The 12344-nt window shown below is 71.7% G+C and carries 14 protein-coding genes and 1 pseudogene; 6 read left to right on the plus strand and 9 right to left on the minus strand.

Annotated features, from left to right (window positions below; genetic code table 11):
- Positions 1-959: glycosyltransferase family 2 protein (locus C1I98_RS44315; protein ID WP_233508169.1), on the plus strand; the 959-nt coding region annotated here is incomplete at its 5' end.
- On the opposite strand, the pseudogene C1I98_RS45800 reads toward C1I98_RS44315, so the two are convergent.
- The 5 genes and pseudogenes from C1I98_RS45800 to C1I98_RS25455 all read right to left on the minus strand — a co-directional run.
- Positions 923-1039, minus strand: a pseudogene (locus C1I98_RS45800) (hypothetical protein); the annotation flags it as partial. The gene C1I98_RS44315 and the pseudogene C1I98_RS45800 sit on opposite strands and share 37 nt — an antisense overlap.
- A 56-nt stretch (positions 1040-1095) precedes the next feature.
- Entirely contained in the window at positions 1096-2301 is a 1206-nt protein-coding gene (locus C1I98_RS25440; RefSeq protein WP_111169952.1) for a cytochrome P450, read from the minus strand.
- A gap of 14 nt (positions 2302-2315) precedes the next feature.
- The gene (locus C1I98_RS25445; RefSeq protein WP_111169953.1) at positions 2316-3077 is read right to left on the minus strand and encodes an ABC transporter permease; all 762 of its coding nucleotides are present in this window, start codon (positions 3075-3077) and stop codon (positions 2316-2318) included.
- Positions 3078-3086: 9 nt separating this feature from the next.
- Positions 3087-3908: an ABC transporter ATP-binding protein gene (locus tag C1I98_RS25450; RefSeq protein ID WP_111169954.1), complete on the minus strand. Its 822-nt coding sequence runs from the start codon at positions 3906-3908 to the stop codon at positions 3087-3089.
- Positions 3909-3928: 20 nt separating this feature from the next.
- A complete protein-coding gene (locus tag C1I98_RS25455) occupies positions 3929-4321 on the minus strand; it encodes a DUF1048 domain-containing protein (RefSeq protein WP_111169955.1) in 393 nt (130 codons plus the stop codon).
- Positions 4322-4801: 480 nt separating this feature from the next.
- On the opposite strand from C1I98_RS25455, the gene C1I98_RS25460 reads away from it, so the two are divergent.
- Positions 4802-5341, plus strand: coding sequence for a metallophosphoesterase (locus tag C1I98_RS25460; protein WP_233508170.1), 540 nt, complete (start codon positions 4802-4804; stop codon positions 5339-5341).
- Between the two features lie 15 nt (positions 5342-5356).
- On the opposite strand, the gene C1I98_RS25465 is transcribed toward C1I98_RS25460, so the two are convergent.
- From C1I98_RS25465 to C1I98_RS25475, 3 genes are read right to left on the minus strand one after another with little or no spacing between them, the layout of a single operon-like run.
- On the minus strand, positions 5357-6142 hold the full coding sequence (locus C1I98_RS25465) for a maleylpyruvate isomerase N-terminal domain-containing protein (protein WP_111169956.1): 786 nt from the start codon (positions 6140-6142) through the stop codon (positions 5357-5359).
- Positions 6139-6534: a carboxymuconolactone decarboxylase family protein gene (locus tag C1I98_RS25470; protein WP_158558178.1), complete on the minus strand. Its 396-nt coding sequence runs from the start codon at positions 6532-6534 to the stop codon at positions 6139-6141. Before C1I98_RS25470 ends, C1I98_RS25465 begins: the two co-directional genes overlap by 4 nt.
- Complete coding sequence (locus C1I98_RS25475; protein ID WP_199537207.1) at positions 6531-7484, minus strand: MBL fold metallo-hydrolase; 954 nt, start codon at positions 7482-7484, stop codon at positions 6531-6533. The genes C1I98_RS25470 and C1I98_RS25475 overlap by 4 nt, the downstream gene beginning before the upstream one ends.
- A gap of 53 nt (positions 7485-7537) precedes the next feature.
- On the opposite strand from C1I98_RS25475, the gene C1I98_RS25480 reads away from it, so the two are divergent.
- The 4 genes from C1I98_RS25480 (at position 7538) to C1I98_RS25495 (ending at position 11134) form a co-directional block, all read left to right on the plus strand.
- The gene (locus C1I98_RS25480; RefSeq protein ID WP_111169958.1) at positions 7538-8218 is read left to right on the plus strand and encodes a TetR/AcrR family transcriptional regulator; all 681 of its coding nucleotides are present in this window, start codon (positions 7538-7540) and stop codon (positions 8216-8218) included.
- A gap of 33 nt (positions 8219-8251) precedes the next feature.
- Positions 8252-8695 carry a hypothetical protein gene (locus tag C1I98_RS25485; protein ID WP_111169959.1) on the plus strand — a complete coding sequence of 148 codons (444 nt, stop codon included), beginning with the start codon at positions 8252-8254 and terminating at the stop codon, positions 8693-8695.
- Positions 8692-9015: a transcriptional regulator gene (locus C1I98_RS25490; RefSeq protein WP_111169960.1), complete on the plus strand. Its 324-nt coding sequence runs from the start codon at positions 8692-8694 to the stop codon at positions 9013-9015. Before C1I98_RS25485 ends, C1I98_RS25490 begins: the two co-directional genes overlap by 4 nt.
- 85 nt (positions 9016-9100) lie before the next feature.
- The gene (locus C1I98_RS25495; protein ID WP_111169961.1) at positions 9101-11134 is read left to right on the plus strand and encodes a pyridoxamine 5'-phosphate oxidase family protein; all 2034 of its coding nucleotides are present in this window, start codon (positions 9101-9103) and stop codon (positions 11132-11134) included.
- Here the strand turns inward: C1I98_RS25495 and C1I98_RS25500 are convergent.
- Positions 11124-12113 carry an NAD(P)-dependent alcohol dehydrogenase gene (locus C1I98_RS25500; protein WP_111169964.1) on the minus strand — a complete coding sequence of 330 codons (990 nt, stop codon included), beginning with the start codon at positions 12111-12113 and terminating at the stop codon, positions 11124-11126. The two genes, C1I98_RS25495 and C1I98_RS25500, sit on opposite strands and share 11 nt — an antisense overlap.
- Between the last annotated feature and the right edge of the window lie 231 nt (positions 12114-12344).

Consider the following 12344-nt stretch of genomic DNA (forward strand, 5'->3'; position numbering starts at 1 on the left):
CCCACCGCTGGCGCGGCCTGGTGACCCATGTACGTCCCGACCCCGCTTTCGATCATGCCAACGGCAAGGTGGCCGGGGTGACGACCGGGCTGCGGCTGGCCACGGCGGAGCGGGTGGTGATCGCCGACGACGACGTGCGCTACGACCGGGCGGCGCTGGCCGCCGTGTCCGCGCTGCTCGCCCGCGCCGACCTCGTCCGGCCACAGAACCACTTCCACCCGCTGCCCTGGCACGCCCTGTGGGACACCTCCCGCACCCTGCTCAACCGGAGCCTCGGCGCGGACTACCCGGGCACGTTCGGCATCCGCCGCGCCTTCTTCGAGAAGATGGGCGGCTACGACGGCGATGTTCTTTTTGAAAACCTTGAGCTGATCCGCACCGTACGCGCACACGGCGGCACCGAAGCCCGCCCGCTCGGCCTCTACGTGCGCCGCCTGCCGCCGGACACCGCGCGGTTCTGGGGGCAACGCGTGCGGCAGGCGTACGACGACCTCGCGCAGCCCGTCAGGCTGGTGATGTTCCTCGCCGTGCTCCCGGCGGTGGCGGCCACGGTGCTCCGGCGGCGGTACGCGCCCCTGGCCGCGGGCGCTGTGGTGACCGTCGTACTGGCCGAGGCCGGTCGCCGCCGCGCCGGAGGCCGCCGGGTCTTCCCCTGGACGGCGTCGCTGTTCGCGCCCGTCTGGGTGCTGGAGCGGGCCGCCTGCGCCTGGGCGGCCGTGGCGGCGGCGCTACGCGGCGGGGTCCGGTACTCGGGCCGCCGGCTGCGGGTCGCCGCGCATTCCGGCCGGACGCTGCGGCGGCGGGCGCGCCTGCGCGATCAGCCGGGCGGGTCCGGCTCGCCTGCGGCGCGAAACCCGATCACCTTGTGCGAGCCGTCGCAGAACGGCTTGGTGGCGGAGGCCCCGCAGCGGCACAGCGCCACGGTCGCCCGCCCCGGCTCGATGACCGCCCCGTCCTGAGTCACCACCGAGAACGTCCCCCGAACCAGCAGCGGACCGTCCTCACAAATGGTCACCGTCGCCCCCGCCTCACTGTCCATCAACCCTACCTGCCCCCAGGTCAGCGCGGGAAACGACGCCTCAAGCGCCCCGGTGGTCACGCGTCCCAGGTGACCGGGAGGCTCTTGACCCCGTAGATGTCCGCCTGCTCCGGGCGAAGCCGGACCTCTTCGGCCGGTACGGCCAGGCGCAACGTGGGGAATCGGTTGACCAGCGCGGGGAAGGCCACCCGCATCTCCACGCGGGCGAGCTGCTGGCCCAGGCACTGGTGGACGCCGTGGCTGAAGGCCAGATGGCCGCCGTTCTGCCGCCGGAGGTCGAGCCGGTGCGGGTCGGGGAAGCGCTCGGGGTCGCGGTTGGCGGTGTTGAGGGAGAAGACGACCGTCGTACCGGCCGGGATGGTGTGCCCGCCCAGCTCGACGTCCTCCAGCGAGACCCGCTGGAACTGCTTGGCGACGCTCAGGTACCGCAGCAGCTCCTCCACGGCCTGGTCGGCGATCGCCGGGTCGGCGCGCAGCGCGGCCAGTTGCTCCGGGTGCTGGAGCAGCGCGAACGTGCCCAGCCCGATCATGTTGGCGGTGGTGTCCAGCCCTGCGGCCATCAGGATCAGCGCGATGCCCTTCAGCTCCTCATCGTCCAGGTCGCCGTCGGTGAGTTCGCTGAGCACGTCGTCGGTCGGGTTGGCGCGCTTGGCGACCACGAGTTCCGCGAGGTAGTCCGTGGTGGCGGTGTAGGCCGCCATCAGCTCCTCGTCGCTCGTCTCCCCGCTGTGGAACTTGTCGACCCGCTCCTGGAAGTAGTCGCGGTCCTCCTCCGGCACGCCCAGCAGCTCACAGATCATGATGCCGGGGATGGGCTTGGCGAACGCGGCCACAAGGTCCGTCGGCGGGCCGGCCTTCTCCATGGCGTCCAGCCGCTCGGCGGTGACCTGCTCGACGCGTTCGGTGAGCAGCCGCATCCGCCGTACGGTGAACTTGCCCACCAGCGGCTTGCGGTAGCGGCTGTGCCGGGCCCCGTCCATCATCAGGAACTCACCGGGCGGGGCCGGAGGGACCTCCATGCCGCCGTAGTCGACGGTCGGGTGGTGGATCATCAGCTCCCTGCGCGAGCTGAACCGGGGATCGGCCAGCACCGCGCGGACCAGGTCATAACCGGTGACCAGAAAGCCCTGGTGGCCGTCGGCGAAGGTGAGGCGGCTGATCGGGCTCTGCTCGCGGGCCTCGATGAACTCCTTGGGCGGGTCGAAGGGACAGCCGGGCTGACGCTCGGTCGGCATCGCGGCGAAGGTGTGTTCAACGGTCATTTCAATCCTCCGAGTCAGGAGATCTTGCGGCGGTAGGTGTTCATGGCGAAGAAGTAGGCGACGATCAGGATGCCGACGCACCAGGCCAGGGCGGTCCAGATGCCCGTGCCGACCGGCTGCTCGGTGAACAGCGCGCGGATGGTGTTGACGATGGAGGTCACCGGCTGGTTCTCGGCGAAGGCGCGCACCGGGCCGGGCATGGTGCCCGTCGGCACGAACGCCGAGCTGAGGAACGGCAGGAAGATGAGCGGGTAGGAGAACGCGCTCGCGCCGTCCACGGACTTCGCGGTCAGACCCGGGATGACGGCGATCCAGGTCAGCGCGAGGGTGAACAGGATCAGGATGCCGCCGACCGCGAGCCAGGCCGCCATTCCCGCGCTTGAGCGGAAGCCCATGAGCAGGGCGACGAGCACGACGACCACCAGCGAGATCAGGTTGGCGACCAGCGAGGTCAGCACGTGCGCCCACAGGACGGACGACCGCGAGATCGGCATCGACTGGAAGCGCTCGAAGATGCCGCTCTTCATGTCCGTGAAAAGCCGGAACGCGGTGTAGGCGATGCCCGAGGCGACCGTGATCAGCAGAATGCCGGGCAGCATGTAGTTCACATACGATTCCGAACTCGTTCTGATCGCGCCGCCGAACACGTAGACGAACAGCAACATCATGGCGATCGGCATGATCGTGGTGGTGATGATGGTGTCCGCGCTGCGCGAGATGTGGCGCAGGGATCGCCCGAGCAGGAGACCGGTGTCACCGAGGAAATGACCCCTCATTGTCGTTCCTTACCTTTCCGCGCCGCTCTGCGCGGGCTCTGAGTTCGCCGTCTTTTCGTGCTTGGCGGTGGGGCCGACGAGCGCGAGGAAGATCTCTTCGAGGGTCGGCTGCTTTTCGATGTACTCGACCTTGGCGGGCGGGAGCATCTTCCGGAGTTCTTCGAGGGTGCCGTTCACGATGATCCGGCCCTCGTGCAGGATCGCGATCCGGTCGGCGAGTTGTTCGGCCTCGTCCAGGTACTGCGTGGTGAGCAGCACCGTCGTGCCCCGGCCGGCGAGTTCTTTGACGGTCTGCCACACCTCGATACGCGCCTGGGGGTCGAGCCCGGTCGTCGGCTCGTCGAGGAAGATGATCGGCGGGTCGCCGATCAGGCTCATCGCGATGTCGATGCGGCGGCGCATGCCGCCGGAGTACGTCGAGACCCTCCGTCCGCCCGCGTCGGTCAGCGAGAAACGGGCGAGCAGGTCGTCCGCGACCCTGCCCGGGTCCTTGAGCCGCCGCAGTCTGGCGACCAGCACGAGGTTCTCCCGCCCGGTCAGGATCTCGTCCACCGCCGCGAACTGCCCGGTCAGGCTGATCGACCCGCGCACCTGCGCGGCCTGGGTGGCGACGTCGAAGCCGTTCACGCGGACGGTCCCCGCGTCGGCCTTGAGCAGTGTGGACAGGATCCGCACGGCCGTGGTCTTGCCCGCCCCGTTGGAGCCGAGCAGGGCGAAGATGCCGCCCCGCGCCACGTCGAAGTCCACACCGCGCAGCACCTGGAGCGTCTTGTAGGACTTCTTCAGGCCCTCTACCTGGATGGCCGGCCCCTTGGCCCGGTCGCCTCTCATCTGGATATCCGTTCTCTCGTTCAGGTCTCGTCGCCCGCGGCGCCATTGATGGCCTTGGTCAGCCGCTCCCGTTCCCGGCTGATCCACTGACCGTCCGGGTAATTGCGCAGGAACTCCTCGGCGAACTCCACGGGGTCGGTCCCGACGACTTCGCGGATGGGGGTTCCGTCCGCCGCGCTCTGCTCGAAGAGATCGGCGAGATCTTCCAGCATCACCAGCAGGCTTTCCGATTCGGCCGGGCCGAAGTGCAACATGTACCGCTGTAGCGCTTCGACCGTGGTGCGATGGCCGTCGGGGAGTTGTTGCACGCGCGCCTTGTGCTGCCTGTAGCGCTTTTTGTGTTCGAGCGGCCCGGTGACCATTTCGAGGTAATGCCGGTAGCCCCGCCGGGGCTCGCTCTGCTCTGTGGCCATTCCCAGTCTCCAGCTACTCGGTATTGCTAGCTACCAGTACATAGTAACACTGAATAGCAGCGGCGCAAGTCCCCGTGGCGCTGGAGGAGGAGGGCGTGGAGTTCATGGCATCCACCATCACCGACCGCCCTGACACCGGACCGTCGCCGTGCTGACATGGCCACCGGCCGTACGCCGAGCGTGGTGCGGCGGGTGGCCGCCGGGTGCGCCCAATGAAGTGGCGCGCCCGTCATCGTCCGGCGGATGTGGGCCAGGGCGGGCGGCGCGAGCATCGGTACGGCATGGCCACCGCCCTCGGACGGCCGCGCCTCGACCGCGTCACCGTGCCGCTGCGCCGGGGCGGCCGGGCGGTGAACGGCTTCCGCATCGCCCTGGTCGGCGACGTCCACCTCGGGCCGATGCTCGGCAGGGCACACGCACAGCGGATCGTCGACCTGGTCAACGGGTACGGGGGCCGACCTCGTCGCGATCGTCGGCGACCTGGCCGAGGGCGGCGTCGAGTACCTCGCGGACGCCGCCGCCCCCTTGCGCGGCCTGCGCAGCCGCCACGGCAGCTATTTCGTCACCGGCAACCACGAGTACATCTCCGGTGCCGACGCCTGGGTGGAGGAGCTGCGCGAGCTGGGCGTCCGTCCGCTGCGGAACGAGCGCGTCGAGCTCCCCGGTTTCGACCTCGCCGGTGTCAACGACCTCGCCGGGCAGGAGCAGAACGACGGGCCGGACTATGCCCGCGCCCTGGACGGACGCGACCCCGCTCGCCCGGTCGTCCTGCTCGCGCACCAGCCGGTGCAGGTCCGCGAGGCGGCGCGGCACGGCGTGGACCTCCAGTTGTCCGGACACACCCACGGCGGCCAGGTGATGCCGCTGACCTTGCTCACCGCGCTCACCCAACCGGCCCTCGCCGGCCACGCCCGGTACGGTGACACCCGGCTCTACGTCACCCGGGGAACCGGCTTCACCGGTCCACCGATCAGAGTCGGCGCACCCCCGGACATCACCATCGTGCAACTGGCCACGTAGGACTCGTCCCGAGGGTCAGTAGCCGGGGAAGATGCCGCGGAGCCGGTCGAGGTCGGCGGCGCCTGTGGCCGCGACGTTCGCGGGGGTGTGCGATGGCCCGAGGCGGCCGGCCACGAGGCGGAGCCAGGCTTCGGCGGGCAGGGCGAGGGTGCCGTCGGGCTTGTCGGGGACGTCGAAGTCCACGCTGATCCGGTCCAGCAGGCGCAGCGCGAAGACCGACGCGGGCTCGGTCGTGGTGACCGCGATCACCGCCCGCACTCCCTCGGCCGGCCTGCCGATCCAGCCGATCGTGTCGGGTTCGCCGTGCAGGAGCTGCCCGGCGGTGCCGGGGTCCAGCGCCGGGTGCGCGTCGAAGCCGGCGCGTACGTCCCACGAGTGCAGGGCCAGCTCGCTCAGCCGCAGCCGGGCCGAGGTCGGCACGTCCACCGGGGCGGGCAGGAAACCCATGTCGATGCGCAGGGTCTCGCGGGTGGCCGCGTCCAGCGACTCATAGAGCGCGACCAAGGCCTCGCCGGCCTGGAGGAACCCGTCGGCGCGCCCCCTGCGGGTCATGCCGTTCCAGGTCCGCCAGATGGCCTCCATCTCCTCGCGCCCCGGCTTCGATCCGTCGCCGAGGGCGGCCAGCACGGTGGCCCGGGTGATCTCGGCACCGCTGCCCAGGTGGCCCAGCACCTGCGAGACGTCCCATTCGGCCGCGCCGGACGGCCGGGCCAGGGCGGTCTCGTCGAACGTGCGCACAAGTACGGCCAGGCGGTCGTGCTCACCGCGCAACGCGGCGATCACCGGGTCGGAACCGCTCATGAGTTCTCCTGTTCCGCGATGGTGTGGACGGTCTCCATGGCCAGAGAGGCCCGGGGGTAGCCGATGTAGCCGGCCAGCAGCGCCATCAGGGCGGTGAGCGCGTCGTCGTCGAGCCCGTGCTCGCGGCCCAGCCGCAGGTGGGTGCGCAGGCGGTCGCCGGAGACGCCCTGGGCGGCCAGGGCGGTGATGATGGCCACGCTGCGGTCGCGCCCGGTGAGGGCGGGGTGCGACCAGGCGGCGCCACCGGCGGCGTGCAGCGCCTCCTCGGCGAAGGCCGCGCCCACCCGCGCGGCGAACGCGGCGGACACCTCCCCCTCGGGCATACCGAAGATCCTGGCATAGGCGGCGATACCGCGCTCCCGCCGCCCGTCCGCCTCCATCCGGTCCGTCATCGCCCGGCGCCGTGGTAGAAGGCGCGGGCGGCGAGGCCGATCCATTCGGGGCGTTCCCAGGTGGCCCAGCGGGCGCGGGCGTCGGTGTCGAGCGCCGCCGCCGTCTCGTCTGCGGACGCGCCCGCCGCGCGCAGCCGCGCGACCTCCTCGTGGACATGGCCGAGGTAGTCGCGGACGTCGCGGATCAGCTTGGTGTCGGCCACCTCGCCGTGGCCCGGCACGACGATCTCCGCGTCGAGGGCGACCAGCTCGTCCAGCACGCTCATCCAGCGCACGCCGTCCACGTCCACGTCGAACGGCGGGAAGTACGGGACGATCGGGAAGATCCGGGTCTCGAACAGGTCGCCGCCGAACAGCACCCGGTCGTCGATCAGGACGACCTGGTCGGAGGCCGTGTGCGCGGGCCCGACGGCGCGCAGTGTCGCCGTGCGCCCGCCCAGGTCGATCTCGGCCGTGCCCTCGTAGACCAGGTCGGGATCGACGAGTTCGGCATAGTGCAGCTCGATCTCGGCGGCGGGGCTCAGCCCCTTGAACATGTCGAGGTAGCCCGCGCCCTTGCGGCGCAGTTCGTCGCGCTGGCCGGCGTTGTAGACGATCGTCGCGGCCCCCTTGAACGCCTGCGCCCCGAACCCGTGCTCGGGGTGGAAGTGCGTGACGGTCAGGTACAGGCGGTGCTCGCCCGCGAGGCGGCGGGCCTGCTCCAGGACGTACGCGCCGTTGCGGGGGCCGAGGCCGGTGTCGATGACCAGCGCGGAGTGCTCGCCCACGACGATGCCGATGTTGGGGACCAGCTCGACGCGGCCGTCGGGGATGACGTACACGCCCTCGGACACCTCGACGGGCCCACCCCGCACGATCGGCGGCGGGCTCGTGCTCACGTCGGGCAGGTCGCCACGGTCTGAGGGCGGGGAATCGGCCGGGCACATGATCACGCACTCCAATCTGAACACTGTTGAGATAGTGGCGAGCCTAGCAGAGATCTGAGCGACGTTAAGATGGCCCGGTGGCAAAAGGGCGATATCACCATGGCGATCTGCGCAGCGCGCTGCTGGACGCCGCCGAGACGCTCGTACGCGAGCGCGGAGCCGACGACTGGTCCCTGCGGGAGGCGTCGGCGCGGGTCGGCGTCAGCCCCAGCGCCGCCTACCACCACTTCGCCTCGCGCGACGCGCTGGTCCGCGCCCTGTCCGAACGTACGCTCGCCTGGCTCGGAAAGCGGCTCGGCCAGGAGTGCGAGCGGGTGGCGGGCCAGGCGGACGACCCGCAGCGACGCCTGATCGCCCTCGGCCGCGGCTACGTGACCTGGGCGCTCGACGACCCGGCGATGGCCAGGCTCGTCCTGCGCGGCGGCGCCACCGGCCCCGACTCCGCCATCTCCCCCCACCCGCACGACGTGCTCTCCGCCGAACTCGACCGGCTCGCCGAGGCCGGCGGCCTGCCCGCTTTCACGCGCCCCGGCGCGGAGTTCGTGCTGTGGGCGGCGATCCACGGGCTGGCCGTACTGCTCGCCGACGGCCTGGTACGCATCGACGACGCGGCGGCGGTCGACGCCCAGACCGAGCGCGTGGTCCGCGCCGCGCTCAACGGCCTGGCCCGGGAGACCTCCCCGGCGGCGGACCGCCCGGCGGCGCGCTCGGCCCACACCGAACGCCTGGCCCGCCGGGCCACCGGCGAACCGCATTGACTTTCCACATAGGAAAGTGGTTGACTTTCCACCATGGAAAGCAACGGTGCCGACAGCCTGTCCGTCATCGCCCAAGCCCGCGCGGCCCTCGCCGACCGGCTGGTCATCCCGTGGTGGTACCACACGGCTCTCGGGCTGCTGCTCGCCGGTTGCGTTCTCGTGATCGGGCTCGGCCACACCGCGGTCAGGATCGGGGGCATCGTGCTGCTCCTGGTCGGCTGCGCCGCCCTCACCGAGGTCTACCGGCGGCTGACCGGGGTCTGGGTGTCCGGCGGCCACGCGGGCCCGCCCGGCCGGTGGGTCGGCGCGATGGGCGTGGTGACGCTCTCCGCGATCGTCGCGGCCTTCGGCATCGTGGCCTGGACCGGGCAGCGCTGGCCGGTGTGGTGCCTGGCCGGGGCGGTCTTCGCCGCCATCGTCGTGATGGGGCGGCGGTTCGCCGCCGCGCTGCGGGCACACTTGAAGGCGGGCGCATGACCGAGCGCTTCGACGAACTCGTCCACGCGCCCAACCGGCTGCGGATCTGCGCGCTGCTCGCCGCCTCGACCACCGCCGAGTTCGGAACGCTGCGGGACATCCTCGGCGTGGCCGACTCGGTGCTCAGCAAGCACCTGAAGGCGCTCCAGGACGCCGGTTACGTCACCATCTCCAAGCCGACCGGCCGCGGCCGGGTGAAGACCTGGGTGAGCTTCACTTCCAAGGGCCGACGCGCCTATGCCGGACATGTCGCGGCACTCAAGGCACTTCTCGACACTCCCGCCATCCCAGTCGGATTCCCGGAGCCCGCCCCGGAGTGAGGCCGGCCCCGTAACGCTCCGCCCGGGAGCGCCCACCCGCCTGCCCCGGCGGTGTTCGCCCATGCCATTGAAAGGTCTCAACGTCATGCGAACCATCCCTTCGGCGGCCATGAACCGGATCACCACCACCGACCATCTCGAATCGATCATCGGCCACCCGGCGGCGCTCGTGCTGAAGAAGGAAGTCGCGGAGCTGGACGAGGCGTCCCGGTACATGCTCGCCCTCGCGCCGCTGGCGGGCTTCGGCTACCGCGACGCCGACGGGCGGTCCCGGACGACGGTGGTCGGCGGCAGGCCCGGCTTCGCCGAGGTCGAATCGCCGACGCGGATCGCCTTCGCCTCCGATGCCGAGGCGTCGGGCCCGGTCTCCTTCGTCTTCCTGCTGCCCGGCGTAGGCGAGACGCTTCGGGTCAACGGCACGGTGGCCGAGCGCACCCCCGGCCGGATCGTCGTCGCCGTCGCCCAGGCGTACGTCCACTGCGCGCGGGCGATCCTCCGGTCCCGGCTGTGGGACCCGGTCGTCCCCGCGGTGTCCATTCCGGCCATCGCCGACGGGCCGCTGTCCGGCGCGGGCGTCGCCGGGTTCCTGGCGGCCTCGCCGTTCATGGTCGTCTCCTCCGGGGACCGGGACGGCGGCGCCGACACGAGCCCGCGCGGGGACACGCCCGGGTTCGTCCATGTGCTCGACGGGCACACGCTGGCCATCCCGGACCGGCGCGGCAACAAGCGCGCCGACACCTCGCACAACCTGCTCACCGACGACCGGATCTCCGCCGCGATCCTCGTGCCCGGCCGTACCGACGTGCTGCATGTGAGCGGCACCGCCGTGGTCACCGACGATCCGGAGCTGCTGGCGGCGATGGCGCTGGGCGGCGTCGTCCCGCAGACCGCGCTGGTCGTCAGCGTCGAGCGCGCCGAAGTACGGCACAACGAGGCCGTCGCCGCCGCGAACGTCTGGGACCGCGCGAACCGCGCCGGCACGGCCACGGTGTCGGAGCTGATGGCGCTACAGACCCGGCAGCTCGGCGGCGAGAAGCCGGTGCTGCGCCGGCTGGCCGGATGGCTCGGGGCGTTCGCCCGGCCGATCCGGTGGGTCATGGACCTCACGTACCGCCGCGCGCTCCGGAAGGAAGGCTACGGCGACGCGGCCGGGCCCCGCCCCGGGCGGCCGGTACGGGTGATCGAGGTGATCAGGGAGACGCCCGAGGCGGTCACGCTGGTGCTCTCCGGGGCCGACACCGACTTCCGGCCCGGCCAGTTCTACACGCTCATCACGGAGATCGGCGGGCGTACCGTCCGGCGCGCCTACTCGGCCTCTTCCGTCCCGGGCACGGACCGGCTCGCGCTGACCGTCAAGCGGGACGGGCTGTGCTCCTCGCATCTCAACGACCATGTCCGCGCCGGCGCCGAACTGCGCCTCCTCGGGCCGTCCGGCGACTTCCGCGTGGCCGACCCGGCGGCGGCCGGCGCGGAGTACGTGCTGGCCGGCGCGGGCAGTGGCATCACGCCGCTGATGAGCATCATCCGCACGGTGCTCGCCGCCTCGCCCGACGCGACGATCACCCTGATCTACGGCAACCGCACCGAGGCCGGCATCATCTTCGCGGACGAACTCGCGGCGCTGGCGGACGCGCATCCCGGTCGTCTCACGGTCCACCACGTGCTGTCCCGCCCCGGCCCCGGCTGGGCCGGTCGTACCGGCCGCGTCGGCCCCGCCGACCTGCCCTACGTGCCGCGCGCCCACTACTACCTCTGCGGGCCGGCGGACATGCCGACCGGCCTGCGCGACCACCTGACCGGCCTCGGCGTCCCCCCGGACCGCCTGCATGTGGAGCGTTACACCAGCGTCCCCACCGCCGCGCCCGAGGCGGGCGCGCAGACGATGACGATCGAGAACGTCGGTGACGTGGTGGTCGCCGCCGGGCAGACGATGCTGGAGGCGGGGCTGGCCGCGGGCGTGCCGATGCCCCACTCCTGCACCGTCGGCGGTTGCGGCGAATGCCGCATCCGGCTGCTGCGCGGTGATGTCCACGGCACCGTCGAGGACGGCGGCGTGCTCACCTGCGTCTCCTATCCGCTGACCCGCACCGAGGTCGCGATGGGCCCGGTCATATCGTGACGATGACCTTGCCCGGCGCATGTCCCTCCTCCACGTACCGGACCGCCGCCCGCAGGTCCTCGAACGGGTAGACGCGGTCGATCACCGGCCGGACCCTGCCGTCCGCCATGAGGCCGGTCAGCTCCACCAGGTTGCGCCGGTCGTCCGGGTACCGCACCACGTCCGCCAAGGCCGCCTTCTGGGACGCGAACGCCGACGCCGCCACGATCGCGAACATCCGCCCCGCCGGTTGCAGCCAGCGGCCGGCCGCGCCGCCGATCAGCACGCACACCCCCTTGCGGGTCAGCACCCTGCGGCACTCCCGGAACGACCGGTCGCCCGCGACGTAGAGCAGCACGTCGTACCGTTCGCCGTTGCGGGTGAAGTCCTCCTTCGTGTAGTCGATCACCTCGTCCGCGCCCAGCGACCGCACCAGATCGGCGTTCCTGCCGCTGCACACGGCGGTGACGTGCGCCCCGTACGCCTTGGCGACCTGCACCGCGAACGTCCCCACCCCGCCGGAGGCCCCGTTGACCAGCACCCGCCGCCCGGGTTCGACCCGGCTCACCTCGCGTATCGCGATCAGCGCCGTACTGGCCGCCAGCGGGACCGCCGCCGCCTCCTCGTACGACGCCGACGCGGGCTTCGGCGCCAGATGCCGCTCCTGAACGCAGACGTACTCCGCGAACCCGCCGCCCTCCGGCGGCATCCCGAACACCTCGTCGCCCGGCCCGAACTCCGTCACGCCCGGCCCGACCGCCTCCACCTGCCCGGCCACGTCCGCCCCCAGGATGGTGATCTTCGGTACGCGCAGCCCGAGGAAGCCGGGCATCAGGCGGGAGAAGTAGGGCTCGCCGCGCATGAGGTGCCAGTCCCAGGGCTGGACGGACGTGGCGCGCACCCGCACCAGGACCTCGCCGGGGCCGGGGGTCGGCTTGGCCACGTCGCTGAGCTGGAGGGCCTCCGGCGAACCGTACGAACGCAGGACGTACGCCTTCATCGTGATCTCCTTCACGCGGTCGGAATCGACAAGCCCGAGTGTGCGGCCGGACCCGGGCGGGCGTAACGGCCGAAGGTACGACGTCTGAACCGGCCGATCGGCTCATCGGGGTCGGGCCGTTGGGGTGATGAGCCGCGAGGCCGCCGCGACGACCATCAGGGCATGGACAATCACGGCACCGCGCGCGGGCGGCTCGTGCCCGCCGGGCTCATCCTGCTCGTCCTCGTCCCC

Source organism: Spongiactinospora gelatinilytica (genome assembly GCF_003236385.1).
Taxonomy (GTDB): Bacteria; Actinomycetota; Actinomycetes; order Streptosporangiales; family Streptosporangiaceae; genus Spongiactinospora; species Spongiactinospora gelatinilytica.

Bases quoted from the DNA above. Each gene is read 5' to 3' on its own strand.
- C1I98_RS25440 (WP_111169952.1), bottom strand. From the start codon at position 2,301: ATGACCGTTGAACACACCTTCGCCGCGATGCCGACCGAGCGTCAGCCC.
- C1I98_RS25445 (WP_111169953.1), bottom strand. From the start codon at position 3,077: ATGAGGGGTCATTTCCTCGGTGACACCGGTCTCCTGCTCGGGCGATCC.
- C1I98_RS25450 (WP_111169954.1), bottom strand. From the start codon at position 3,908: ATGAGAGGCGACCGGGCCAAGGGGCCGGCCATCCAGGTAGAGGGCCTG.
- C1I98_RS25455 (WP_111169955.1), bottom strand. From the start codon at position 4,321: ATGGCCACAGAGCAGAGCGAGCCCCGGCGGGGCTACCGGCATTACCTC.
- C1I98_RS25465 (WP_111169956.1), bottom strand. From the start codon at position 6,142: ATGAGCGGTTCCGACCCGGTGATCGCCGCGTTGCGCGGTGAGCACGAC.
- C1I98_RS25470 (WP_158558178.1), bottom strand. From the start codon at position 6,534: ATGACGGACCGGATGGAGGCGGACGGGCGGCGGGAGCGCGGTATCGCC.
- C1I98_RS25485 (WP_111169959.1), top strand. From the start codon at position 8,252: ATGGAAAGCAACGGTGCCGACAGCCTGTCCGTCATCGCCCAAGCCCGC.
- C1I98_RS25490 (WP_111169960.1), top strand. From the start codon at position 8,692: ATGACCGAGCGCTTCGACGAACTCGTCCACGCGCCCAACCGGCTGCGG.
- C1I98_RS25495 (WP_111169961.1), top strand. From the start codon at position 9,101: ATGCGAACCATCCCTTCGGCGGCCATGAACCGGATCACCACCACCGAC.
- C1I98_RS25500 (WP_111169964.1), bottom strand. From the start codon at position 12,113: ATGAAGGCGTACGTCCTGCGTTCGTACGGTTCGCCGGAGGCCCTCCAG.